This window comes from Pseudomonas gozinkensis, from assembly GCF_014863585.1.
Lineage (GTDB): Bacteria > Pseudomonadota > Gammaproteobacteria > Pseudomonadales > Pseudomonadaceae > Aquipseudomonas > Aquipseudomonas gozinkensis.
In genome coordinates this window covers 5,418,769-5,439,085 of sequence record NZ_CP062253.1, presented here as the reverse complement: position 1 = coordinate 5,439,085, position 20,317 = coordinate 5,418,769, and the positions used below count along the sequence as shown (strand labels likewise).

Here is a 20,317-nt window from a genome sequence, read left to right as displayed (position 1 = left end):
TCACCAGACGGCTGGATCGTCTTATTTTTTGTCGGATGTGTCCAGTGTCCTGTATCGGAAGCGAGGCTTAGTCTCTGAAGGTCTGATCCCTCCAACAATAAAGAAAAGGTGCCGCATGATTCCCAGAACCTTGTTCAGCTCCGAGCACGAATTGTTCCGCGACAGCGTACGAACATTCCTCGAAAAAGAGGCCGTGCCGTTCCATGGGCAATGGGAAAAACAAGGCTACATCGACCGCCAGCTGTGGAACAAGGCGGGGGAGGCGGGGATGCTCTGCTCGCATCTGCCGGAGGAATACGGCGGGTTGGGGGCGGACTTTCTTTACAGCGCAGTCGTGATCGAAGAAGTAGGGCGGCTGGGCCTGACCGGTATCGGTTTCTCGCTGCATTCGGACATTGTCGCGCCGTACATCCTGCATTACGGCAGCGAGGCGCTGAAGCAGAAGTACCTGCCGAAACTGGTGTCTGGCGAGATGGTGACCGCGATCGCCATGACCGAACCGGGCGCCGGTTCCGACCTGCAAGGGGTCAAGACCACGGCGGTGCTGGATGGCGACGAATATGTGATCAACGGTTCGAAAACCTTTATCACCAATGGTTTCCTGGCGGATCTGGTGATCGTCGTCGCCAAGACCGATCCCAAGGCCGGCGCCAAGGGCACCAGCCTGTTTCTGGTGGAGGCGAACACGCCGGGCTTCGACAAGGGCAAGCGCCTGGAGAAGGTCGGAATGAAGGCTCAGGACACGTCGGAATTGTTCTTTCAGGACGTGCGCGTGCCGAAGGAAAACCTCCTGGGTCAGGCCGGGGCGGGATTTGCCTATCTGATGCAGGAACTGCCGCAGGAGCGTCTGACCGTAGCGATTGGGGGGCTGGCCTCGGCCGAGGCGGCGCTGCAATGGACGCTGGATTACACCCGTGACCGCAAGGCGTTCGGCAAATCGATTGCCGACTTCCAGAACACCCGCTTCAAACTGGCGGAAATGGCCACCGAGATTCAGATCGGCCGGGTGTTCGTCGACCGCTGCCTGGAGTTGCACCTGCAAGGCAAGCTTGATGTGCCGACGGCGGCGATGGCCAAGTATTGGGGCACCGACCTGCAATGCAAGGTGCTCGACGAGTGCGTGCAACTGCATGGCGGCTACGGTTTCATGTGGGAGTACCCGGTGGCCCGGGCCTGGGCGGATGCGCGGGTGCAGCGAATCTATGCCGGCACCAATGAAATCATGAAGGAGATCATTGCGCGGTCACTTTGATCCGAGCGTGTGATCGTTCCCACGCTCTGCGTGGGAATGCCGCCGTGGACGCTCTGCGTCCGCTATGGAAGTGACGCGGAGTGTCACGGTATGCGTTCCCACGCAGACGGTTCGACGCCTCGACGTGGGAACGATCATCGTCCTGGGTTACGGCGCCGGGTTCGGATGATCCTTGTGAATCGCTTCGATCCCTTCCAGCACTTCCCTCGACAGTTTCAGCTCGTAGCTGGCGATGTTGCTGTCCAGTTGCTCCAGCGTCGTCGCCCCGATGATGTTGCTGGTGACGAACGGTTGCTGATTCACAAACGCCAGGGCCATTTGCGCCGGATCCAGGCCGTGTTCCCGGGCCAGTGCCACATAGCGGCTGCACGCGGCTTCCGACTGCGGGTTGAAATAGCGGCTGAAGCGGCTGTAGAGGCTCAGGCGGCCTTTCGGCGGACGCGCCCCACCTTCGTACTTGCCCGACAGGAAGCCGAACGCCAGCGGCGAATAGGCGAGCAGGCCGCATTGTTCACGGATGGCGATTTCCGCCAGGCCGATCTCGAAACTGCGGTTGAGCAGGTTGTACGGGTTCTGGATCGATACGGCGCGTGGCCAGCCACGGGCTTCGGCCAAAGCCAGGAAACGCATGGTGCCCCACGGCGTTTCGTTGGACAGGCCGATGTGGCGGATCTTGCCGGCCTTCACTTGCTCATCGAGCGCTTCGAGGGTGTCTTCGAGCGGCGTCAGGTTGGCTTCGGTCTGGTGCTTGTAGCCCAGTTGTCCGAAAAAGTTGGTGCTGCGCTCCGGCCAGTGCAACTGGTAGAGGTCGATGTAATCGGTCTGCAGGCGCTTGAGGCTGGCGTCCACGGCTTCGGTGATGTGCTGGCGATTGTGGCGCAGATTTTTGTCGCGGATGTAGTCGATGGTGTTGCCCGGGCCGGCGATCTTGCTGGCGAGGATCCAGTCGGCGCGGTCGCCACGGCTTTTGAAGTAATTGCCGATATAGCGCTCGGTGGTGGCGTAGGTATCGGCTTTTGGTGGCACCGGGTACATCTCGGCGGTGTCGAGGAAATTGATCCCGGCCTCTTTGGCCCGTTCGATCTGGGCGAAGGCTTCAGCTTCAGTATTTTGCTCGCCCCAGGTCATGGTGCCGAGGCAGATTGCACTCACGTTCAGATCGGTACGGCCTAGCTGGCGATAGTCCATCGGGTGCTCCTTGGGCAAAACAAGCATAAAAGCAGGTTGAAATTTTTTTCGCAATCTGCATAATTGCCGACCTCTTTCTGCAGTGGAAGTGATGCGCCGCCGCCGAAGAATCTTGCCGTTGAACGGACGCGCCGACCCGAGCCCCCGAAAGCGTCTGTATCCGGCTGCCTTTGACTTGTCAAAGTACGCACTATTCAGTAAGATCCGCCGTCTTATTTACAGGCGGCCCCTGAGGCTATAAAGAATGAAAACTTTTACTGCTAAACCGGAAACAGTAAAGCGCGACTGGTTTGTCGTCGACGCTGCTGGTCAGACCCTGGGTCGTCTGGCCACCGAAATCGCGAGCCGTCTGCGTGGCAAGCACAAGCCTGAGTACACTCCTCACGTTGACACCGGCGACTACATCGTCGTAATCAACGCCGAGCAGATCCGTGTTACCGGTGCTAAAACCACTGACAAAATGTACTACTCCCACTCCGGTTTCCCGGGCGGCATCAAGTCGATCAACTTTGAAAAGCTGATCGCCAAGGCCCCTGAGCGCGTGATCGAGACCGCGGTTAAAGGCATGCTGCCTAAAAACCCACTGGGTCGCGACATGTACCGTAAGCTGAAAGTCTATGCGGGCGCTGCACACCCTCATACTGCTCAGCAGCCCCAAGAACTGAAGATTTAACGGAATAGTTCATTATGTCGGCGACTCAAAATTACGGCACTGGCCGTCGCAAGACCGCAACCGCACGCGTTTTCCTGCGTCCGGGTACTGGTAACATCTCCATCAACAACCGCTCCCTGGACACGTTCTTCGGTCGCGAAACTGCCCGCATGGTAGTTCGTCAGCCGCTGGAACTGACTGAGACTGTCGAGAAGTTCGACATCTACGTCACCGTCATCGGTGGTGGTGTAAGTGGTCAGGCTGGCGCAATCCGCCACGGTATCACTCGCGCGCTGATGGACTACGACGAAACCCTGCGTAGCGCTCTGCGCAAAGCTGGCTTCGTTACCCGCGACGCCCGTGAAGTTGAACGTAAGAAAGTTGGTCTGCGTAAAGCGCGTAAGCGTCCGCAGTACTCGAAGCGTTAATTTCGCTTCCACGTTCAAAAAGAACGCCCGATTCCTCACGGAACCGGGCGTTTTTTTATGCGTGCGATTTCTTGAATAATTGCGCTGTGACAACTTGCCACATTCGTAGACCCCCTATACTACAAGGCTTGAGGGCCAGCCCTCCGGGTAATTACCTTGTCAGAATTGGGGGTTTTCATTACCATTCGGCAAAATTTTTATAAGTACATAGTTTCAATTTAGTAGACGCCTGATTTAACAGGCCACAAAGCTGATGGGAGAGGACTGAATGAGCAATGACGGCGTGAATGCAGGCCGGCGTCGCTTCTTGGTAGCAGCCACATCCGTGGTGGGTGCTGCAGGAGCGGTGGGGGCTGCGGTCCCGTTCGTGGGGTCATGGTTTCCCAGTGCCAAGGCGAAGGCTGCCGGGGCACCGGTGAAAGTGAATGTCAGCAAAATCGAGCCAGGACAGCAGATGATTGCTGAATGGCGCGGCCAGCCGGTGTTCATTGTCCGCCGTACCGAGGAAATCCTGGGGAATCTCAAGAAGATCGAGGGCCAGCTCTCCGATCCGACCTCCAAAAACTCCACGCAACCCACTTATGTCGACCCTGAAGTGCGTTCGATCAAGCCGGAAATCCTCCTGCTGATCGGGATCTGCACTCACCTGGGTTGCTCACCGACCTTCCGTCCCGAAGTGGCACCCGCGGATCTGGGCAAAGACTGGGTAGGCGGCTATTTCTGCCCTTGCCACGGTTCCCACTACGATCTGGCTGGCCGCGTCTACAAGTCGCAACCTGCGCCTTTGAACCTGCCAGTACCCCCGCATTCCTATGAGACCGATGACCTGATTGTCATTGGCGTCGATACGGAGAAAGCGTGATGAGCAAGTTCATGGATTGGGTTGATGCGCGCTTCCCCGCCACCAAGATGTGGGAAGACCATCTCAGCAAGTATTACGCTCCAAAAAACTTCAACTTCTTCTACTTTTTCGGCTCGCTGGCGCTGCTCGTTCTGGTCAACCAGATCGTCACCGGTGTCTGGCTGACCATGAGCTACACCCCGTCGGCGGAAGAAGCGTTCGCTTCCGTCGAATACATCATGCGCGATGTCGAGTACGGTTCGATCCTGCGCCTGCTGCACTCCACTGGCGCTTCGGCGTTTTTCATCGTGGTCTATCTGCACATGTTCCGTGGCCTGCTCTACGGTTCGTACCAGAAGCCGCGTGAGTTGGTGTGGGTTTTCGGCATGCTGATCTACCTGGCGCTGATGGCCGAAGCCTTCATGGGGTACCTGTTGCCGTGGGGCCAGATGTCCTACTGGGGTGCCCAGGTAATCATCTCGCTGTTCGGTGCGATCCCAGTCATCGGCAACGACCTGACCCAGTGGATCCGTGGTGACTACCTGATTTCCGGGATCACCCTGAACCGCTTCTTCGCCCTGCACGTGGTTGCGTTGCCGATCGTGATTCTCGGTCTGGTGGTGCTGCACATCCTGGCGCTGCACGAAGTCGGTTCGAACAACCCGGACGGCGTGGACATCAAGAAGCACAAAGACGAAAACGGTATCCCGCTGGACGGCATCGCCTTCCACCCGTACTACACCGTGAAAGATATCGTCGGCGTTGTGGTGTTCCTGTTCATCTTCTGCTTCATTGTGTTCTTCTTCCCGGAAATGGGCGGCTACTTCCTCGAAAAACCTAACTTCGAGCAAGCCAACCCGTTCAAGACCCCTGAGCACATTGCACCGGTCTGGTACTTCACACCGTTCTACGCAATCCTGCGTGCGGTCCCTGACAAGCTCATGGGTGTTATCGCCATGGGTGCAGCGATTGCGGTGCTGTTCGTCCTGCCATGGCTCGATCGCAGCCCGGTCAAGTCGATGCGCTACAAAGGCTGGATGAGCAAGATCTGGCTGGTGGTGTTCTGCATTTCGTTCGTGATCCTCGGCATTCTGGGCGTTCTGGCCCCGACGCCAGGCCGTACGCTGCTGTCGCAGGTCTGCACCTTCCTGTACTTCGCCTACTTCATTCTGATGCCGTTCTACACCAGGCTCGAGAAGACCAAACCGGTTCCGGAAAGGGTGACTGGCTGATGAAAAAGTTATTTTTTGCTCTGATTTTTGCTGCTCTGCCAGTGCTGTCTTTCGCGGCCGAACACGGTGGTCCGGAACTGGAAAAGGTCGATATCGACGTTTCCGACAAGGCTGCCTTGCAGGATGGTGCGCGTACTTTCGCCAACTATTGCATGGGTTGCCACAGTGCCAAGTTCCAGCGTTACGAGCGTGTTGCCGATGACCTCGGCATTCCGCACGAACTGATGCTGGAAAAACTGGTGTTCACTGGCGCCAAGATCGGCGATCACATGAACATCGGCATGCAGCCGGCCGACGCCAAGACCTGGTTTGGCGCAGCGCCGCCAGACCTGACGCTGGTGGCTCGTGTTCGCGGCACCGATTGGCTTTACGGTTACCTCAAGTCGTTCTATGAAGATCCAGCGCGTCCATGGGGCGTGAACAACAAGGTCTTCCCGAACGTCGGCATGCCTAACGTGCTGGTCGGCCTGCAGGGGCGTCAGGTCGTGGGTTGCAAGCAGGTACAGATCGTTGAAGACGGCAAGAAGCAATATGACCCGCTGACCGGTACGCCTCTGACTCATGAAGCGTGCGATCAGTTGACCATCGTGCCGAAAACCGGAACCCTCAACGAAGAGCAGTTCGATGAGAAGGTCAAGAATCTGGTAACCTTCCTGGCTTACTCGGCTAACCCGGTTAAGCTGCAACATCAGCGCATCGGTACTTACGTCTTGCTGTACCTGGCGTTCTTCTTTGTGTTCGCCTACCTGCTCAAGCGTGAATACTGGAAAGACGTGCACTGATACGCTTCAAGCAATTGCTGTTAATCGCGCGCGCCCAAGGGCGCCTCTGAAAACGCAACGCCTGGTTCGCCAGCCGTCGCGGGAGGCGCCCTCTGGGCGCGCGCGTTTTTCCGGCTCCGACTATTTCAACAAGCGAGGAGGATCGCCATGGGCGTGACCAATCGGTTGGCCTGTTACTCCGACCCCGCCGACCACTATTCCCACCGAGTGCGCATCGTGCTTGCAGAGAAGGGTGTCAGCGCCGAAATCATTTTTGTGGAGGCTGGTCGTCAGCCGCCTAAACTGATTGAAGTGAACCCTTACGGCAGTCTGCCCACGCTGGTCGATCGCGACCTGGCGTTGTGGGAGTCGACCGTGGTGATGGAATACCTGGATGAGCGTTACCCGCATCCGCCATTGATGCCTGTGTATCCGGTGGCGCGTGCCAACAGCCGTCTGCTGATTCACCGCATTCAGCGCGACTGGTGTGGTCTGGTGGATCTGATTCTGGATTCGCGCACCAAGGAAGCGGCCCGTGCCGTGGCGCGCAAGGAATTGCGCGAAAGCCTGACAGGCGTGTCACCGCTGTTTGCCGACAAGCCGTTTTTCCTCAGTGAGGAACAAAGTCTGGTGGATTGCTGCCTATTGCCAATACTCTGGCGTTTGCCGATTCTGGGTATAGAACTGCCGCGGCCGGCCAAGCCGCTGCTTGATTATATGGAGCGTCAGTTTGCGCGTGAGGCTTTCCAGGCGAGTCTGTCTGGTGTCGAACGCGACATGCGCTAAGGCTTAAGGAGCCGCTATGAACTCCAGTCGACCTTATCTGGTCCGCGCGCTCTACGAGTGGATTGTGGATAACGATTGCACCCCGCACATGCTGGTCAATTCCGAGTACCCGGCGGTGCAGGTGCCGCAGGGATTTGCCAGTGACGGGCAGATTGTCCTGAACATTTCGCCGAGTGCCGTGCGGCACTTGCACATGGACAACGACGTTGTGACCTTCGAAGGTCGCTTCGGTGGCGTCCCGCACAGTCTTTACGTGCCGATTGCTGCAATTCTGGGGATCTACGCCCGGGAAAACGGTCAGGGCATGGTGTTCGATCTGGAGTCGCCGATGGATGACGAAGACGAGATCGAGCAGGATGACGATGTTCCGCCACCGGACAGCGAGCCACCGCGCCCAAGCGGCCGGCCAAGCCTGAAAGTGGTGAAGTAATAAAAAAGGCGATCCGGTTGGATCGCCTTTTTTGTGCCTGCGTTTTGCGGGTCAGTCGATGTACTCGAACAGCTTCACAATCTTCTGCACGCCGGAAACACCCTGCACCAGGTTGGTCGCCTGGGCGGCTTCCTGTTTGGTCAGCAGGCCCAGCAGGTAAACGATGCCGTTCTCGGTCACGACTTTGATGCGCGAACCGGGAATGCTGGCGTCGGCGAGCATCTGGGTCTTGATCTTGGTGGTCAGCCAGGAGTCGTTCTGGCGGGCAACGAAGCCTGAAGGCGCAATCACTTGCAGTTCGTTATGGACCTTTTTAACGCGCTGCACATTGGCGGCGGCTTGTTCGGCCTTCTCCTTGAGATCTGCGCGCGGGGTCTGGCCAGCCAGCAGCACGACACCGTTGAAGCTGGTAACGACGATGTGCGAGTCGTTGTCCAGGGCCGGATCGGCCTTGGCCACGTTGACGCCGACTTTGGTTTCGATCAGCGAGTCATCGATCTTGCTGCCGAAAGTGCGGGTGCCGCGGTCGTCTTCGATCGGCGCTTCACGGCTGGCATTCACCACCGACGTGCAGCCGCTGATGCCGAGGCACAGGGTCAAGGCCAGAAGGCCAAGGCGATTAGGGGTCATTCTTCACTCCCGAACAGTTGGCTGTCGATCAGATCGCAAAGGCAATGGATCGCCAGCAAGTGGACTTCCTGAATACGTGCGGTGACGTTGGCCGGTACGCGAATCTCGACGTCTTCGGGCAGCAGCAGCGAAGCCATGCCGCCGCCGTCGCGTCCGGTCAATGCTACGACAATCATTTCGCGATCATGTGCGGCCTGGATTGCCTGAATAATGTTCGCCGAGTTGCCGCTGGTCGAAATCGCCAGCAGCACGTCACCCGGCTGGCCGAGTGCGCGGATCTGCTTGGAGAACACTTCGTTGTAGCTGTAGTCGTTGGCGATCGAGGTGATGGTCGAGCTGTCGGTGGTCAGTGCGATCGCCGGCAGGCTAGGGCGCTCGCGCTCGAAACGGTTGAGCAGTTCCGAGGAGAAGTGCTGGGCATCGCCGGCCGAGCCGCCGTTACCGCACGAGAGCATTTTGCCCTCGTTGAGCAGGGCGTTGACCATCACCTGGCTGGCTTGCTCGATGTGCGGTGCAAGTACGTCCATCGCCTGTTGCTTGGTGTCGATGCTGGCCTGGAAAAGCTGGCGAATTCGGGATTGCATGTCCATCTGTGTGACCTTAATTAGCGCGGCTGTCCGGCACGTGAATGTGCAGCCCGCAAAGCAAAGAGCAAAAGTGTTGAGTGAAAGTGTCCGGGTCGGAGCAGGCGGTCAACTGTCGAACGCATTCTGCAACCAGTTCAGCTGACCCTGATGGCTGTCGATGGCCACCACGTCGAAGCGGCAGGGGGAATTGGCCCAACGCGACTCGCGCTGAAGAAAATACTGCGCGGCGAAAATCAGTTTCTGCCGTTTGCGCCCATCGATGCTGTCGAGTGCGCCACCCCATTGAGTGTTCTTTCTGTAGCGGACTTCGACGAATACTACTGTATCGCCATCAAGCATGACCAGATCAAGCTCACCGCGTTTACATAACCAGTTCTGCGCCAGCAGGCGCAGACCCCGGTGTTGCAGATGCTCGAGCGCCTGGCGCTCGGCATCCTTGCCGCTTTGCAGGTGTGACCTGTCGGGCATCAGCGTGGAGTGTCCGGCAGGCGCTGGATCTGACCGCTGACGAACTGCGCCCATGGCAATTGACGTACGACACGTTGGGACTGGGTCATGCCCAGGCTGCCCGACTGACCTTCAATGCGGCTGTCCGGCAGTGCCTTGAGCTGATCCAGGCGTGGCGCCAGGCGATAGGCGTCGACGCCCATTGCATAGAGGCGACCCAGGCTGCCGGCGGCTTGTGGCCATTGCGCGGTGACCTGCTGACGCAATGGATCGCTGGTTTCCAGCAGCCACGGGGTTTCGCAGAATCGCACGCCGTTCATGTCGTTGTACTGGTTCACGTCACCGCTGGCGCTGAACACGTGGGAGGTCGCGTAGACCGGCACGTCACCGGCGTACTGGAAGTTCAGGGTCGGTTTGATCTGTTGTGCCTGTTGCGGGGTGGCGGCGAGGAAGATGAACTCGATGTCCTGACGACGCGAAGGCTGGGCGGCAACGTTGGTGCCGGCGGCATTCTGCAGGCTCTTGGCACGCGCCTCGCTCTGGCGCAGCTGGAACATGTCGGCGATCTGCTGGGCCAGTTGCACTGGCTGATCGACACGTTCGGTGGCGACGATGCTGCCACCATTGGCTTGCCAGTCCTGGCTGAACGCGCGCATGACACGATCGCCCCATTCGCCTTTCGGCACCATGATGGCGGCGCGATGCAGGCCGTCGGCACGGGCGCGACGGGAGACTTCGCGAGCTTCGTCTTCAGCGGCCAGGCCGAACTGGAACAGTTGCGCCGGACCCTGATCGCCTTCGCTGTAGTTCAGGGCGAGCGTGGTGATCGGCAGTTGCGGGCGAGTGCTCAACTGTTTGACCAGCGGCTTCTCCAGCGGGCCGACGACCAGTTGCACACCATCAGCCTGGGCCTTGCGGTAGAACTCGTCGAGGTTGGTCAGTTTCGAGCTGTCGTAGAACTCGATGGCCGGTGGTTTCTGGCCGGCTTGCTGAGCCTGGTAGTGCGCGGCCATGAAGCCGTCACGCAGGGCCTTGCCGACCGAGGCCAGTTGGCCGTCTTGCGGCAGCAGCAGGGCGATCTTGCTCAGGGGCTGGCTGGCCAGTTCCTTTAGTTTGGTCAGGGGTAGCGGCAGGTTGATTGCGGCTGGATGCTTCGGATGCTGGTTGCGCCAGTTGTCGATGGCGGCTTGCTGCTGCTCCAGAGTGCCAGCGGTTTTTACCGCCAGGGCCAGGCTCATCCAGCCGCCGAGGTCATCGGTGGTGTTCGCTTGCAGTTGATCGGCCGGAAGCGATGCAATCAGGGTCCAGATCGCTTCGTGGTTCTTGCTGGCGGCTTCGCCTTCCAGCATTGGCGCGATGAAGATGCGCTCGCGAGCGGCAGCCAGGGTCTGGCCGTCGGCTTCAAGAGCGCGGGCGTGAACGGTGCCGGCGCGAACTTGCAGCGGGACCGACATTTCGCTCAGGCGTTGCAGGCTTGGATGGCTCAAGGCAGTCAGCGCGGCTTTCGGCTGGTTGCGGGTCATGGCCAGTTCGGCAGACAGCGTGCTGGCGAACGCCTGCTGGCCCGGCTGGAGTTGTTCCATCGGCACTTGCTGCAGGATCTGCGCGGACTGTCCGGCATTGCCCTGGCGATAAGCCATGTCTGCCGCACTCAGGCGCAGCAGCGCAGCCTTGTCCGGCGATTTGGCCTGGGCAGCCTGTTCGAGCAGTTGCTCGATGGTGGCATCCGGGGTCCGTGGAAGTTCGCCAAGGCTGGAGGAAGGGGAGCTGGCGCAAGCCGCCAGCAAGGCAGCGAGGCAGAGGGCAGTGAACAGCCGCAGGCAAGCGATCATGTAAGTGTTCCTGATACTCGATCAAATTAGCGTCGAATTGTACCCAAGCACTGGCCGGGGCGCGATGTTACTGGCGTGAAACCGTCAATTTAGCTGATACAAAGAGTGCGCAGCCTCACAATGGTGCGACAAACCGTGTCCGACCCGGACGCATTGTCCGGCGCGCGACGCGCTACAATGGCGGCTTTTACCGATCATGAGGTGTGCGCTTTGACTGCTCCAGGTCCTTTGAATTCCGCTGCGGGCTCGCTTTATGTGGTGGCGACGCCCATCGGCAACCTGGATGACATCAGCGCCCGGGCGTTGAAGGTCCTGCGCGAGGTGGCGCTGATCGCCGCCGAAGATACGCGCCACTCCCAGCGCCTGATGCAGCACTTCGGCATCGCCACGCCGCTGGCGGCCTGTCATGAACACAACGAGCGGGACGAAGGCAGTCGCTTCATTACCCGTCTGTTGGCGGGCGACAACGTCGCGCTGATTTCCGATGCCGGTACGCCGCTGATTTCCGATCCCGGTTATCACCTGGTGCGTCAGGCCCGTGCGGCGGGGATCAATGTGGTGCCGGTGCCTGGTGCGTGCGCGTTGATCGCAGCGTTGTCGGCTGCCGGCCTGCCGTCCGACCGTTTTATCTTCGAAGGCTTTCTGCCGGCCAAGGCCGTGGGCCGCAAGGCGCGCCTGGAAGCTATCAAGGAAGAGCCGCGCACGCTGATTTTTTACGAGGCGCCGCATCGTATTCTGGAATGCCTGCAGGATATGGAGGCGGTGTTCGGCGCTGATCGTCCTGCATTGCTCGCTCGTGAAATCACCAAGACCTTCGAAACCCTCAAGGGATTGCCGCTGAGCGAGTTGCGGGCATTCGTCGAGGCGGACAGCAATCAGCAGCGTGGCGAGTGCGTCGTGGTGGTGGCGGGCTGGACAGCGCCGGAATCCGAAGACGCCGTCAGCAGCGAGGCGATGCGCATCCTCAACCTGTTGCTCGAAGAGATGCCGCTCAAGCGTGCGGCGGCTCTGGCGGCGCAAATCACCGGTGAGCGCAAAAACGTGTTGTATCAGGTGGCGCTGGATCAGCAAAAAGACGCGTAACCCGTCGCGCAGACCGGTTTGCGGGCTATTAGCGCTTGTTCTTCGGCCGCTCTGCCGTTAACCTGCGCGGCGGAGAGTCGATCGGACAGTCGCTGCCCTCTATGAAAATTAGGGGGGGGAGGAAAGTCCGGGCTCCATAGGGCGAAGTGCCAGGTAATGCCTGGGAGGCGTGAGCCTACGGAAAGTGCCACAGAAAATAACCGCCTAAGCGCTTCGGCGCCGGTAAGGGTGAAAAGGTGCGGTAAGAGCGCACCGCACGTCTGGCAACAGTTCGTGGCTAGGTAAACCCCACTTGGAGCAAGACCAAATAGGGTCCCAAGGCGTGGCCCGCGCTGGGACCGGGTAGGTTGCTAAAGATGTCCAGTGATGGCCATCGTAGACGAATGACTGTTCAAGACAGAACCCGGCTTACAGATCGACTCTCCACCTTTTTCTTTTCCCTGCTTGAATTAAAGGCGACAGGGCTGTTTATTATCAGCAGGCCTGCGCTGGAAACCGGCAGCGGCAAACGCAGTAATAGCCATTTCCCACCTTGCTTCAATCAACAGCAGAAGCGCTTTTGTAATACCGAAAAAATCTTACTCTTAACAAATTACTTTAACTTTCGAGCGCAGCTTTCAGTGCTGCTTCAAGTTATTGGATAAAAGCATCCGCCAGATTCTCGTTGCTCCTCCTTTTATGCTCCTAAATCTCCGTTCTGTAAGGGTTTTCCTTTAATCCGCGCCTTGACGGTGTGGTGGGCGCATTCCTATAGTGTGCGCAAGTGGCGGAAAGTGGCATGAAGTGGGTTTTTTGAGCTCAAAACGATAAAAATTGGAGAAACGCAGACGTGTTTCGCGGAGCTAACGCTATCAGTCTCGACGCAAAGGGCCGTCTCGCCATGCCGAGCCGGTACCGTGACGAGCTCGATTCGCGCAGTTCCGGCCAGTTGATCGTGACCATTGACGCCGTTGATCCATGTTTGTGTGTCTACCCGCTCGATGAGTGGGAAATTATTGAAACCAAGTTGCGCGCGCTTCCTTCGCTTCGCGAAGAGAACCGTCGTCTGCAACGTTTATTGATTGGTAATGCCGTTGACCTCGAACTCGACGGCAGTGGTCGTTTTCTGGTGCCGCCGCGCCTGCGCGAATACGCGAAGCTCGACAAGCGCGCGATGCTGGTGGGCCAACTGAACAAGTTCCAACTGTGGGACGAAGATGCCTGGAATGCGGTTTCTGCCGCTGACCTGGCTGCCATACAACAACCGGGCGCCATGCCTGACGAACTGCGTGATCTGATCCTGTGACTATTGATAGCGGCTTTAACCACATCACCGTACTGCTTGACGAAGCCGTCGAGGCTCTCGCCGTACGTCCTGATGGCTGCTATCTGGACGGCACGTTCGGTCGCGGCGGGCACAGCCGGTTGATCCTCAGCAAGCTCGGGCCGGATGGTCGGCTCATCGGATTCGACAAGGATCCTCAAGCGATTGCCACCGGGCAAACGCTAGCGGCCGAAGACGGCCGCTTTGTCGTTGTGCAGCGCAGCTTTGCCGAGCTCGGCTCGGTCGTTGCCGAACAGGGTCTGGCCGGCAAGGTCAGCGGCATTCTGTTGGACCTGGGCGTGTCTTCGCCGCAGCTTGATGATGCCGAGCGCGGCTTCAGCTTCCTCAACGACGGCCCGCTGGACATGCGCATGGATCCGTCCCGTGGTATCAGCGCAGCCGAGTTCGTCAACACCGCGCCGGTGGAGGAAATCGCCCGTGTCTTCAAGGAATACGGCGAAGAACGTTTCTCCGGTCGCATGGCCCGTGCCGTGGCCGAACGCCGTGACATCACGCCGTTCGAGCGCACCGCCGATCTGGCCGAAGTCCTGAAAGTCGCCAACCCGGCTTGGGAAAAGGGAAAAAACCCGGCGACCCGTGCATTCCAGGGCCTGCGCATTCACGTCAACAATGAACTGGGCGATCTGGAAGCGGGTCTTGAAGCCGCGCTCGAATGCCTGGAAGTGGGCGGCCGCCTGGTCGTGATCAGCTTCCACTCGCTGGAAGACCGTATCGTCAAACTGTTCATGCGCAAGCTGGTAAAAGGCGAAGCCGACAACCTGCCACGCAACCTGCCGGTTCGCCACGTTGCGTTCGAACCGAAAATCAAAGTCCATGGCAAAGCGCAGACGGCCTCCGACGCCGAACTCAAAGCCAACCCACGTTCCCGTAGCGCCGTCATGCGCGTCGCGGAGAAGCTGCGGTGAGCAAGCTTTTCGCCAAGCCACTGCCCGGCGGCAGCTTTTTCATGCTGCTGCTGTTCATCGGCGTGCTCGTGTCGGCCATCGGCGTGTCTTACAGCGCCCACTGGAACCGGCAGTTGCTCAACACCCTGTATAACGAACTGAGCGTGCGCGACAAGGCGCAGGCCGAATGGGGGCGCCTGATCCTGGAGCAAAGCACCTGGACCGCCCACAGCCGGATCGAAGTGCTGGCCACCGAACAATTGAAGATGCACATCCCTGGCGCGGCTGACGTGAAGATGGTGGCGCCATGATGAAACTCGAAGGGGCACTCTTCCCGTGGCGCTTCCGTCTGGTGGTCGGCCTGCTCGGTATGATGGTGGCCGCAATATGCTGGCGCATCATCGACCTGCAAGTGGTCGACCGCGACTTCCTTAAAGGTCAGGGCGATGCGCGCAGCGTTCGTCACATCCCGATTCCGGCGCACCGTGGCCTGATCACCGACCGTAATGGCGAGCCGCTGGCCGTGAGTACGCCGGTGACCACCTTGTGGGCCAACGCCAAGGAAATGCAGACCGCCAAAGAGAAGTGGCCGGCACTGGCCGCCGCGCTGGGGCAGGATCCAAAAGCATTGGCCGAACGTCTTGAAGCCCAGGCCAACAAAGAATTCATTTATCTGGTGCGCGGTTTGACCCCCGAGCAGGGCCAGGCCGTGCTCGATCTGAAAGTGCCGGGCGTCTACGGCATCGAAGAGTTCCGCCGGTTCTACCCGGCCGGTGAGGTGACGGCGCACATGGTCGGGTTCACCGACATCGATGACCACGGTCGTGAAGGCGTCGAACTGGCCTACGATGAATGGCTGGCCGGCGTGCCCGGCAAGCGGCAAGTCATCAAGGATCGGCGCGGACGGCTGATCAAGGATGTCCAGGTCACCAAAAACGCCAAGGCCGGCAAGCCCTTGGCGTTGTCGATTGACCTGCGCCTGCAATATCTGGCCAACCGCGAGCTGCGCAACGCGATCATCGAGAACGGCGCCAAGGCCGGCAGTCTGGTGATCATGGACGTGAAGACCGGCGAGATCCTCGCCATGGTCAACCAGCCGACCTACAACCCGAACAACCGTCGCAACCTGCAACCGGCGATGATGCGCAACCGCGCGATGATCGACGTGTTCGAACCCGGTTCGACCATGAAAGCGATCTCGATGAGCGCCGCGATCGAAACCGGCCGCTGGAAACCGAGCGACACCGTCGAGGTGTATCCGGGCTCCCTGCAGATCGGCAAATACACGATCAAGGATGTGTCGAAGACTGAAGGTCCGGTGCTCGACCTGACCGGCATTCTGATCAATTCCAGTAACGTCGGCATGAGCAAGGTCGCGTTCGACATCGGCGGCGAAACCATTTTCCGCCTCGCACAGAAAGTCGGCCTCGGTCAGGACACCGGCCTCGGCTTCCCGGGCGAACGTGTCGGCAACCTGCCGAACTACCGCGAGTGGCGCAAGGCCGAAACCGCAACGCTGTCGTACGGTTACGGTATTTCGGTGACCGCGATCCAACTGGTGCACGCATTCTCGGCGCTGGCCAACAACGGTCGCCTCGCCCCGCTGACCCTGATCAAAACCGACAAGGCACCGCAGACCACCCAGGTGCTGCCGGAAGCCGTCGCGAAAACCATGCAAGGCATGCTGCAACAAGTGATCGAAGCCCCGCGCGGCGTGTTCCGTGCGCAGGTGCCGGCGTATCACGTGGGCGGCAAGTCCGGTACTGCACGTAAAACTTCGGTCGGCACCAAGGGCTACGCCGAAAACTCTTACCGCTCGCTGTTCGCCGGTTTCGGGCCGATGAGCGACCCACGCTATGCAATCGTCGTGGTGATCGATGAGCCGACCAAGGCCGGTTACTTCGGTGGTCTGGTTTCGGCGCCGGTGTTCAGCCGTGTGATGTCGGGCACCCTGCGCCTGATGAACGTCACCCCGGACAACCTGCCGACCACACAACAGGCCAACGCCACCCCGGCCGTTCCGCTGAAAGCCAATGGAGGGCGCGGCTGATGTCTCTGAGTCTGAACAAGATTTTCCCTCACGCCGGCCACGATCTGTTGATCCGTGAACTGGCACTCGACAGTCGCAACGTGCGCGCGGGTGACCTGTTCCTCGCGGTGCCGGGCGGCAAGTTCGACGGGCGTGCGCACATTGCCGACGCCTTGCAGCGCGGTGCCGCCGCCGTGGCCTATGAAGTGGAAGGCGCCACGGTGCTGCCGATCACTGAAGTGCCGCTGATTCCGGTCAAGGGCCTCGCGGTGCAGCTGTCGGACATCGCCGGGCGTTTTTACGGTGAGCCGAGTCATCACCTGAACCTGGTTGGCGTCACTGGTACCAACGGCAAGACCAGCGTGACCCAACTGGTGGCGCAGGCGCTGGATCTGCTCGGCCAGCATTGCGGCATCGTCGGCACCTTGGGCTCCGGTTTCCACGGCTCGCTGCAAAGCGGCCTGCACACCACGCCGAACCCGATTGCCATGCAAGCGACGCTGGGCGACCTGAAAAAGGCCGGCGCCAAAGCCGTGGCCATGGAAGTCTCGTCCCACGGTCTGGATCAGGGCCGGGTTACCGCACTGGCGTTCGATGTGGCGGTGATGACCAATCTGTCCCGCGATCACCTGGATTACCACGGCACGATGGAGGCGTATGCCGAGGCCAAGGCCCGGCTGTTCGCCTGGAATGACCTGAAGTGCCGCGTGGTCAACCTCGACGACGATTTCGGCCGGCAACTGGCCGCTGAAAAGCGCGAGTCGCGCCTGATCACTTACAGCCTGCTCGACAGCAGCGCCTATCTCTATGTGCGTGAAGCGCAGTTCGATGACCATGGTGTGCGCGCCACGCTGGTCACGCCGCAGGGCGAGCACCATCTGCGCAGCACGCTGCTCGGTCGTTTCAACCTGAGCAACGTACTGGCCGCCGTCGGCGCCTTGCTCGGTCTCGACTACGCGCTCGACGAAATTCTCAAGGTGTTGCCGAAACTCGAAGGCCCGGCCGGACGCATGCAGCGTCTCGGCGGCGGCACCCAGCCGCTGGTGGTGGTCGATTACGCCCACACCCCGGACGCACTGGAAAAAGTCCTGACTGCGTTGCGCCCGCACGTCAAAGGTCAGCTGCTGTGCCTGTTCGGCTGTGGCGGCGACCGTGATCGCGGCAAACGTCCGTTGATGGCTGAAGTGGTCGAGCGTCTGGCCGACCGCGTGCTGGTCACCGATGACAATCCGCGCACCGAAGATCCGGCGGTGATTTTCGACGACATCCGCGCCGGTTTCACGGCTGTGGGCAAGGTGACGTTCGTGGCCGGTCGCGGCCAGGCCATCGCACAACTGATTGCCGGCGCTTCGGCGGATGACGTGATCGTTCTGGCCGGCAAAGGTCACGAGGACTATCAGGAAATCAACGGCGAGCGCCACGCATTCTCTGATCTGGTCGAGGCGGATCACGCCCTGACCGCGTGGGAGGTGGCCCATGCTTAAGGCCCTGAAACTCAGCGAGCTGACCAACGCGCTCGACGCACGTCTGATCAGCGCCAATGCCAGCTTCGACGGCGTCAGCATCGACAGTCGGGCGATTCAGCCTGGCCAACTGTTCATTGCCCTGACCGGCCCGCGTTTCGACGGTCATGATTATTTGAATGACGTGGCTGCAAAAGGCGCCGTGGCCGCGCTGGTCGAGCGTGAAGTCGCCGATAGCACCTTGCCGCAATTACTGGTGAAAGATACCCGTCAGGCTTTGGGCCAGTTGGGTGCCTTGAATCGCGCTGCATTCACTCAGCCAGTCGCAGCGATTACCGGCTCCAGCGGCAAGACCACGGTCAAGGAAATGCTCGCGAGCATCCTGCGTACGCGCGGTCCGGTGCTGGCGACCCGTGGCAATCTGAATAATGACCTCGGTGCGCCGCTGACCCTGCTCGAACTGGCCCCGGAACACACGGCGGCCGTGATCGAGCTGGGCGCCTCGCGTCTGGGCGAAATCGCCTACACCGTCGGGCTGACCAAGCCGCACGTAGCGATCCTCAACAATGCCGGCACCGCGCATGTCGGTGAGTTCGGCGGCCCGGAAAAAATCGTCGAAGCCAAGGGCGAGATCATCGACGGGTTGGCGGCCGATGGCGTCGCCGTGCTCAATCTGGATGACAAGGCCTTCGGCATCTGGAAGCTCCGTGCGGGAGCTCGCAAGGTGCTGACCTTCGCGTTGAGCAATGCGCAGGCTGACTTCTACGCCAGCGATCTGACCACCGATGCGCGGGGTTGCCCGGCCTTCAATCTGCATACACCTGAAGGTATCGAGCGCGTTCAACTGAACCTGCTCGGCACCCATAACGTCGCCAACGCCATGGCCGCCGCCGCTGCCGCCCAGGCCCTGGGCGTGTCGCTGTTCGGCATCGCTACCGGGCTTGGCGCGGTACAACCGGTCAAGGGTCGCACCGTCGCGCAACTGGCGAAAAACGGCATGCGCGTGATCGATGACACTTACAACGCGAACCCCACCTCGATGTGCGCGGCCGTTGATATACTCGCCGGCTTTTCCGGCCGCACCGTTCTGGTGCTCGGGGATATCGGCGAGTTGGGCGACTGGGCGGAGCAGGGGCACCGCGACGTGGGCGAATACGCCCGGGGCAAGGTTTCCGCGCTATACGCCGTCGGGCCGAACATGGTCCACGCCGTGAATGCATTCGGTGAAGAGGCGCATCACTTCGGCACACAGGCCGAACTGATCCAGGCCCTCGGCGCCGAGCAGGACACAAACACCACCATTTTGATCAAGGGTTCGCGCAGCGCAGCGATGGAAAACATCGTTGCGGCCCTGTGCGGGTCCAGTCTGGAGAAACATTAATGCTGCTGCTGCTAGCGGAGTATCTGCAACAGTTCTACAAAGGCTTCGCGGTCTTCCAGTACCTGACCCTGCGCGGGATCCTCGGTGTGCTGACCGCGCTGGTCTTGTCGCTGTGCTACGGCCCGTGGATGATCCGCACCCTGCAGAACCGTCAGATCGGCCAGTCCGTTCGTAACGACGGCCCGCAATCGCACCTGTCCAAATCCGGTACGCCGACCATGGGCGGCGCGCTGATCCTGTCTTCGATCGGTGTCAGCACCCTGCTGTGGGCTGACCTGAGCAACCGCTACGTGTGGGTCGTGTTGCTGGTGACCCTGCTGTTCGGCGCCATCGGCTGGGTCGACGACTACCGCAAGGTGATCGAGAAGAACTCCCGTGGCCTGCCGAGCCGCTGGAAATATTTCTGGCAGTCGGTGTTCGGCCTCGGCGCGGCGATCTTCCTTTATATGACTGCCAGCACTCCGGTGGAAACCACCCTGATCCTGCCGATGCTCAAGGACTACAGCATTCCGCTGGGCGCGGGCTTCATCGTGCTGACGTACTTTGTGATCGTTGGTTCGAGCAACGCGGTCAACCTGACCGACGGCCTCGACGGTCTGGCGATCATGCCGACGGTAATGGTCGGCGGTGGCCTGGGCATCTTCTGCTACCTGTCGGGTAACGTGAAATTCGCTGAATACCTGCTGATCCCTTACGTACCGGGCGCAGGTGAGCTGATCGTGTTCTGCGGCGCGCTGATCGGTGCCGGCCTGGGCTTCCTGTGGTTCAACACCTATCCGGCGCAAGTCTTCATGGGCGACGTCGGCGCACTGGCGCTGGGCGCGGCCCTGGGCACCATCGCGGTGATCGTCCGTCAGGAAATCGTCCTGTTCATCATGGGCGGCGTGTTCGTGATGGAAACCCTGTCAGTCGTCATTCAGGTTGCGTCCTTTAAGCTGACCGGTCGCCGTGTGTTCCGCATGGCGCCGATCCACCACCACTTTGAACTCAAGGGCTGGCCCGAGCCGCGTGTGATCGTCCGTTTCTGGATCATCACCGTGATTCTCGTGCTGATCGGCCTTGCCACCCTGAAGCTGAGGTAGAAAGA

The 20,317-nt window shown here is 60.0% G+C and carries 21 protein-coding genes and 1 other RNA gene; 17 read left to right on the top strand and 5 right to left on the bottom strand.

Annotation, left to right across the window (positions count from 1 at the left end; all coding sequences use genetic code 11):
• The first annotated feature begins 115 nt into the window (after window positions 1-115).
• The gene (locus tag IHQ43_RS24170) at window positions 116-1,252 is read left to right on the top strand and encodes an acyl-CoA dehydrogenase family protein (protein ID WP_192562361.1); all 1,137 of its coding nucleotides are present in this window, start codon (window positions 116-118) and stop codon (window positions 1,250-1,252) included.
• Window positions 1,253-1,399: 147 nt separating this feature from the next.
• Here IHQ43_RS24170 and IHQ43_RS24165 read toward each other — a convergent pair whose 3' ends face one another.
• Window positions 1,400-2,440, bottom strand: coding sequence for an NADP(H)-dependent aldo-keto reductase (locus tag IHQ43_RS24165; protein WP_192562360.1), 1,041 nt, complete (start codon window positions 2,438-2,440; stop codon window positions 1,400-1,402).
• 244 nt (window positions 2,441-2,684) lie between these two features.
• On the opposite strand from IHQ43_RS24165, the gene rplM reads away from it, so the two are divergent.
• From rplM to IHQ43_RS24130, 7 genes are all read left to right on the top strand, one after another.
• On the top strand, window positions 2,685-3,113 hold the full coding sequence (gene rplM, locus IHQ43_RS24160; RefSeq protein ID WP_003228062.1) for a 50S ribosomal protein L13: 429 nt from the start codon (window positions 2,685-2,687) through the stop codon (window positions 3,111-3,113).
• Between the two features lie 14 nt (window positions 3,114-3,127).
• A complete protein-coding gene (gene rpsI, locus IHQ43_RS24155) occupies window positions 3,128-3,520 on the top strand; it encodes a 30S ribosomal protein S9 (protein WP_007956794.1) in 393 nt (130 codons plus the stop codon).
• Between the two features lie 268 nt (window positions 3,521-3,788).
• A complete protein-coding gene (gene petA / locus IHQ43_RS24150) occupies window positions 3,789-4,382 on the top strand; it encodes a ubiquinol-cytochrome c reductase iron-sulfur subunit (protein ID WP_007917031.1) in 594 nt (197 codons plus the stop codon).
• Window positions 4,382-5,593, top strand: a complete 1,212-nt coding sequence (locus IHQ43_RS24145) for a cytochrome b (RefSeq protein ID WP_007956792.1) — start codon at window positions 4,382-4,384, stop codon at window positions 5,591-5,593. The genes petA and IHQ43_RS24145 overlap by 1 nt, the downstream gene beginning before the upstream one ends.
• The gene (locus tag IHQ43_RS24140; RefSeq protein ID WP_085684713.1) at window positions 5,593-6,375 is read left to right on the top strand and encodes a cytochrome c1; all 783 of its coding nucleotides are present in this window, start codon (window positions 5,593-5,595) and stop codon (window positions 6,373-6,375) included. Before IHQ43_RS24145 ends, IHQ43_RS24140 begins: the two co-directional genes overlap by 1 nt.
• Before the next feature lie 147 nt (window positions 6,376-6,522).
• Window positions 6,523-7,140, top strand: coding sequence for a glutathione S-transferase N-terminal domain-containing protein (locus IHQ43_RS24135; protein WP_011335872.1), 618 nt, complete (start codon window positions 6,523-6,525; stop codon window positions 7,138-7,140).
• A 16-nt stretch (window positions 7,141-7,156) separates the two neighbouring features.
• The gene (locus IHQ43_RS24130; protein WP_007956787.1) at window positions 7,157-7,570 is read left to right on the top strand and encodes a ClpXP protease specificity-enhancing factor; all 414 of its coding nucleotides are present in this window, start codon (window positions 7,157-7,159) and stop codon (window positions 7,568-7,570) included.
• 51 nt (window positions 7,571-7,621) lie between these two features.
• On the opposite strand, the gene IHQ43_RS24125 is transcribed toward IHQ43_RS24130, so the two are convergent.
• The 4 genes from IHQ43_RS24125 to IHQ43_RS24110 form a co-directional block, all read right to left on the bottom strand.
• Window positions 7,622-8,200, bottom strand: a complete 579-nt coding sequence (locus IHQ43_RS24125) for a BON domain-containing protein (protein ID WP_007956785.1) — start codon at window positions 8,198-8,200, stop codon at window positions 7,622-7,624.
• Window positions 8,197-8,790: a phosphoheptose isomerase gene (locus tag IHQ43_RS24120; RefSeq protein ID WP_007928463.1), complete on the bottom strand. Its 594-nt coding sequence runs from the start codon at window positions 8,788-8,790 to the stop codon at window positions 8,197-8,199. Before IHQ43_RS24120 ends, IHQ43_RS24125 begins: the two co-directional genes overlap by 4 nt.
• A gap of 102 nt (window positions 8,791-8,892) precedes the next feature.
• Window positions 8,893-9,255, bottom strand: coding sequence for a YraN family protein (locus tag IHQ43_RS24115; RefSeq protein WP_192562359.1), 363 nt, complete (start codon window positions 9,253-9,255; stop codon window positions 8,893-8,895).
• On the bottom strand, window positions 9,255-11,066 hold the full coding sequence (locus IHQ43_RS24110) for a penicillin-binding protein activator (RefSeq protein WP_192562358.1): 1,812 nt from the start codon (window positions 11,064-11,066) through the stop codon (window positions 9,255-9,257). The genes IHQ43_RS24115 and IHQ43_RS24110 overlap by 1 nt, the downstream gene beginning before the upstream one ends.
• Before the next feature lie 177 nt (window positions 11,067-11,243).
• Here IHQ43_RS24110 and rsmI point away from each other — a divergent pair, with 177 nt between their 5' ends.
• The 9 genes from rsmI (at window position 11,244) to mraY (ending at window position 20,312) form a co-directional block, all read left to right on the top strand.
• Window positions 11,244-12,149, top strand: a complete 906-nt coding sequence (gene rsmI, locus IHQ43_RS24105; protein WP_192565054.1) for a 16S rRNA (cytidine(1402)-2'-O)-methyltransferase — start codon at window positions 11,244-11,246, stop codon at window positions 12,147-12,149.
• 73 nt (window positions 12,150-12,222) lie between these two features.
• Window positions 12,223-12,576: RNase P RNA component class A (gene rnpB / locus IHQ43_RS24100), an RNA gene on the top strand.
• A 402-nt stretch (window positions 12,577-12,978) separates the two neighbouring features.
• Window positions 12,979-13,434, top strand: coding sequence for a division/cell wall cluster transcriptional repressor MraZ (gene mraZ, locus IHQ43_RS24095; protein WP_007917012.1), 456 nt, complete (start codon window positions 12,979-12,981; stop codon window positions 13,432-13,434).
• Entirely contained in the window at window positions 13,431-14,378 is a 948-nt protein-coding gene (gene rsmH, locus IHQ43_RS24090) for a 16S rRNA (cytosine(1402)-N(4))-methyltransferase RsmH (RefSeq protein ID WP_039766256.1), read from the top strand. Before mraZ ends, rsmH begins: the two co-directional genes overlap by 4 nt.
• Window positions 14,375-14,668 (top strand): cell division protein FtsL, encoded by a 294-nt coding sequence (ftsL, locus tag IHQ43_RS24085; RefSeq protein WP_007956777.1) that lies wholly within the window; start codon window positions 14,375-14,377, stop codon window positions 14,666-14,668. Before rsmH ends, ftsL begins: the two co-directional genes overlap by 4 nt.
• Window positions 14,668-16,407: a peptidoglycan D,D-transpeptidase FtsI family protein gene (locus IHQ43_RS24080; protein ID WP_170928985.1), complete on the top strand. Its 1,740-nt coding sequence runs from the start codon at window positions 14,668-14,670 to the stop codon at window positions 16,405-16,407. Before ftsL ends, IHQ43_RS24080 begins: the two co-directional genes overlap by 1 nt.
• Window positions 16,407-17,870, top strand: coding sequence for a UDP-N-acetylmuramoyl-L-alanyl-D-glutamate--2,6-diaminopimelate ligase (locus tag IHQ43_RS24075; protein WP_192562357.1), 1,464 nt, complete (start codon window positions 16,407-16,409; stop codon window positions 17,868-17,870). Before IHQ43_RS24080 ends, IHQ43_RS24075 begins: the two co-directional genes overlap by 1 nt.
• The gene (locus tag IHQ43_RS24070; RefSeq protein ID WP_192562356.1) at window positions 17,863-19,230 is read left to right on the top strand and encodes a UDP-N-acetylmuramoyl-tripeptide--D-alanyl-D-alanine ligase; all 1,368 of its coding nucleotides are present in this window, start codon (window positions 17,863-17,865) and stop codon (window positions 19,228-19,230) included. The genes IHQ43_RS24075 and IHQ43_RS24070 overlap by 8 nt, the downstream gene beginning before the upstream one ends.
• Window positions 19,230-20,312: a phospho-N-acetylmuramoyl-pentapeptide-transferase gene (gene mraY, locus IHQ43_RS24065; RefSeq protein ID WP_007956769.1), complete on the top strand. Its 1,083-nt coding sequence runs from the start codon at window positions 19,230-19,232 to the stop codon at window positions 20,310-20,312. The genes IHQ43_RS24070 and mraY overlap by 1 nt, the downstream gene beginning before the upstream one ends.
• The last annotated feature ends 5 nt before the right edge of the window (window positions 20,313-20,317 follow it).

What these genes read in the sequence shown, in the direction of transcription:
- IHQ43_RS24170 (WP_192562361.1), top strand. Translation starts at nt 116, where the DNA reads ATGATTCCCAGAACCTTGTTCAGCTCCGAGCACGAATTGTTCCGCGAC.
- IHQ43_RS24165 (WP_192562360.1), bottom strand. Translation starts at nt 2,440, where the DNA reads ATGGACTATCGCCAGCTAGGCCGTACCGATCTGAACGTGAGTGCAATC.
- rplM (WP_003228062.1), top strand. Translation starts at nt 2,685, where the DNA reads ATGAAAACTTTTACTGCTAAACCGGAAACAGTAAAGCGCGACTGGTTT.
- rpsI (WP_007956794.1), top strand. Translation starts at nt 3,128, where the DNA reads ATGTCGGCGACTCAAAATTACGGCACTGGCCGTCGCAAGACCGCAACC.
- petA (WP_007917031.1), top strand. Translation starts at nt 3,789, where the DNA reads ATGAGCAATGACGGCGTGAATGCAGGCCGGCGTCGCTTCTTGGTAGCA.
- IHQ43_RS24145 (WP_007956792.1), top strand. Translation starts at nt 4,382, where the DNA reads ATGAGCAAGTTCATGGATTGGGTTGATGCGCGCTTCCCCGCCACCAAG.
- IHQ43_RS24140 (WP_085684713.1), top strand. Translation starts at nt 5,593, where the DNA reads ATGAAAAAGTTATTTTTTGCTCTGATTTTTGCTGCTCTGCCAGTGCTG.
- IHQ43_RS24135 (WP_011335872.1), top strand. Translation starts at nt 6,523, where the DNA reads ATGGGCGTGACCAATCGGTTGGCCTGTTACTCCGACCCCGCCGACCAC.
- IHQ43_RS24130 (WP_007956787.1), top strand. Translation starts at nt 7,157, where the DNA reads ATGAACTCCAGTCGACCTTATCTGGTCCGCGCGCTCTACGAGTGGATT.
- IHQ43_RS24125 (WP_007956785.1), bottom strand. Translation starts at nt 8,200, where the DNA reads ATGACCCCTAATCGCCTTGGCCTTCTGGCCTTGACCCTGTGCCTCGGC.
- IHQ43_RS24120 (WP_007928463.1), bottom strand. Translation starts at nt 8,790, where the DNA reads ATGGACATGCAATCCCGAATTCGCCAGCTTTTCCAGGCCAGCATCGAC.
- IHQ43_RS24115 (WP_192562359.1), bottom strand. Translation starts at nt 9,255, where the DNA reads ATGCCCGACAGGTCACACCTGCAAAGCGGCAAGGATGCCGAGCGCCAG.
- IHQ43_RS24110 (WP_192562358.1), bottom strand. Translation starts at nt 11,066, where the DNA reads ATGATCGCTTGCCTGCGGCTGTTCACTGCCCTCTGCCTCGCTGCCTTG.
- rsmI (WP_192565054.1), top strand. Translation starts at nt 11,244, where the DNA reads ATGGCGGCTTTTACCGATCATGAGGTGTGCGCTTTGACTGCTCCAGGT.
- IHQ43_RS24080 (WP_170928985.1), top strand. Translation starts at nt 14,668, where the DNA reads ATGAAACTCGAAGGGGCACTCTTCCCGTGGCGCTTCCGTCTGGTGGTC.
- IHQ43_RS24075 (WP_192562357.1), top strand. Translation starts at nt 16,407, where the DNA reads ATGTCTCTGAGTCTGAACAAGATTTTCCCTCACGCCGGCCACGATCTG.
- IHQ43_RS24070 (WP_192562356.1), top strand. Translation starts at nt 17,863, where the DNA reads ATGCTTAAGGCCCTGAAACTCAGCGAGCTGACCAACGCGCTCGACGCA.
- mraY (WP_007956769.1), top strand. Translation starts at nt 19,230, where the DNA reads ATGCTGCTGCTGCTAGCGGAGTATCTGCAACAGTTCTACAAAGGCTTC.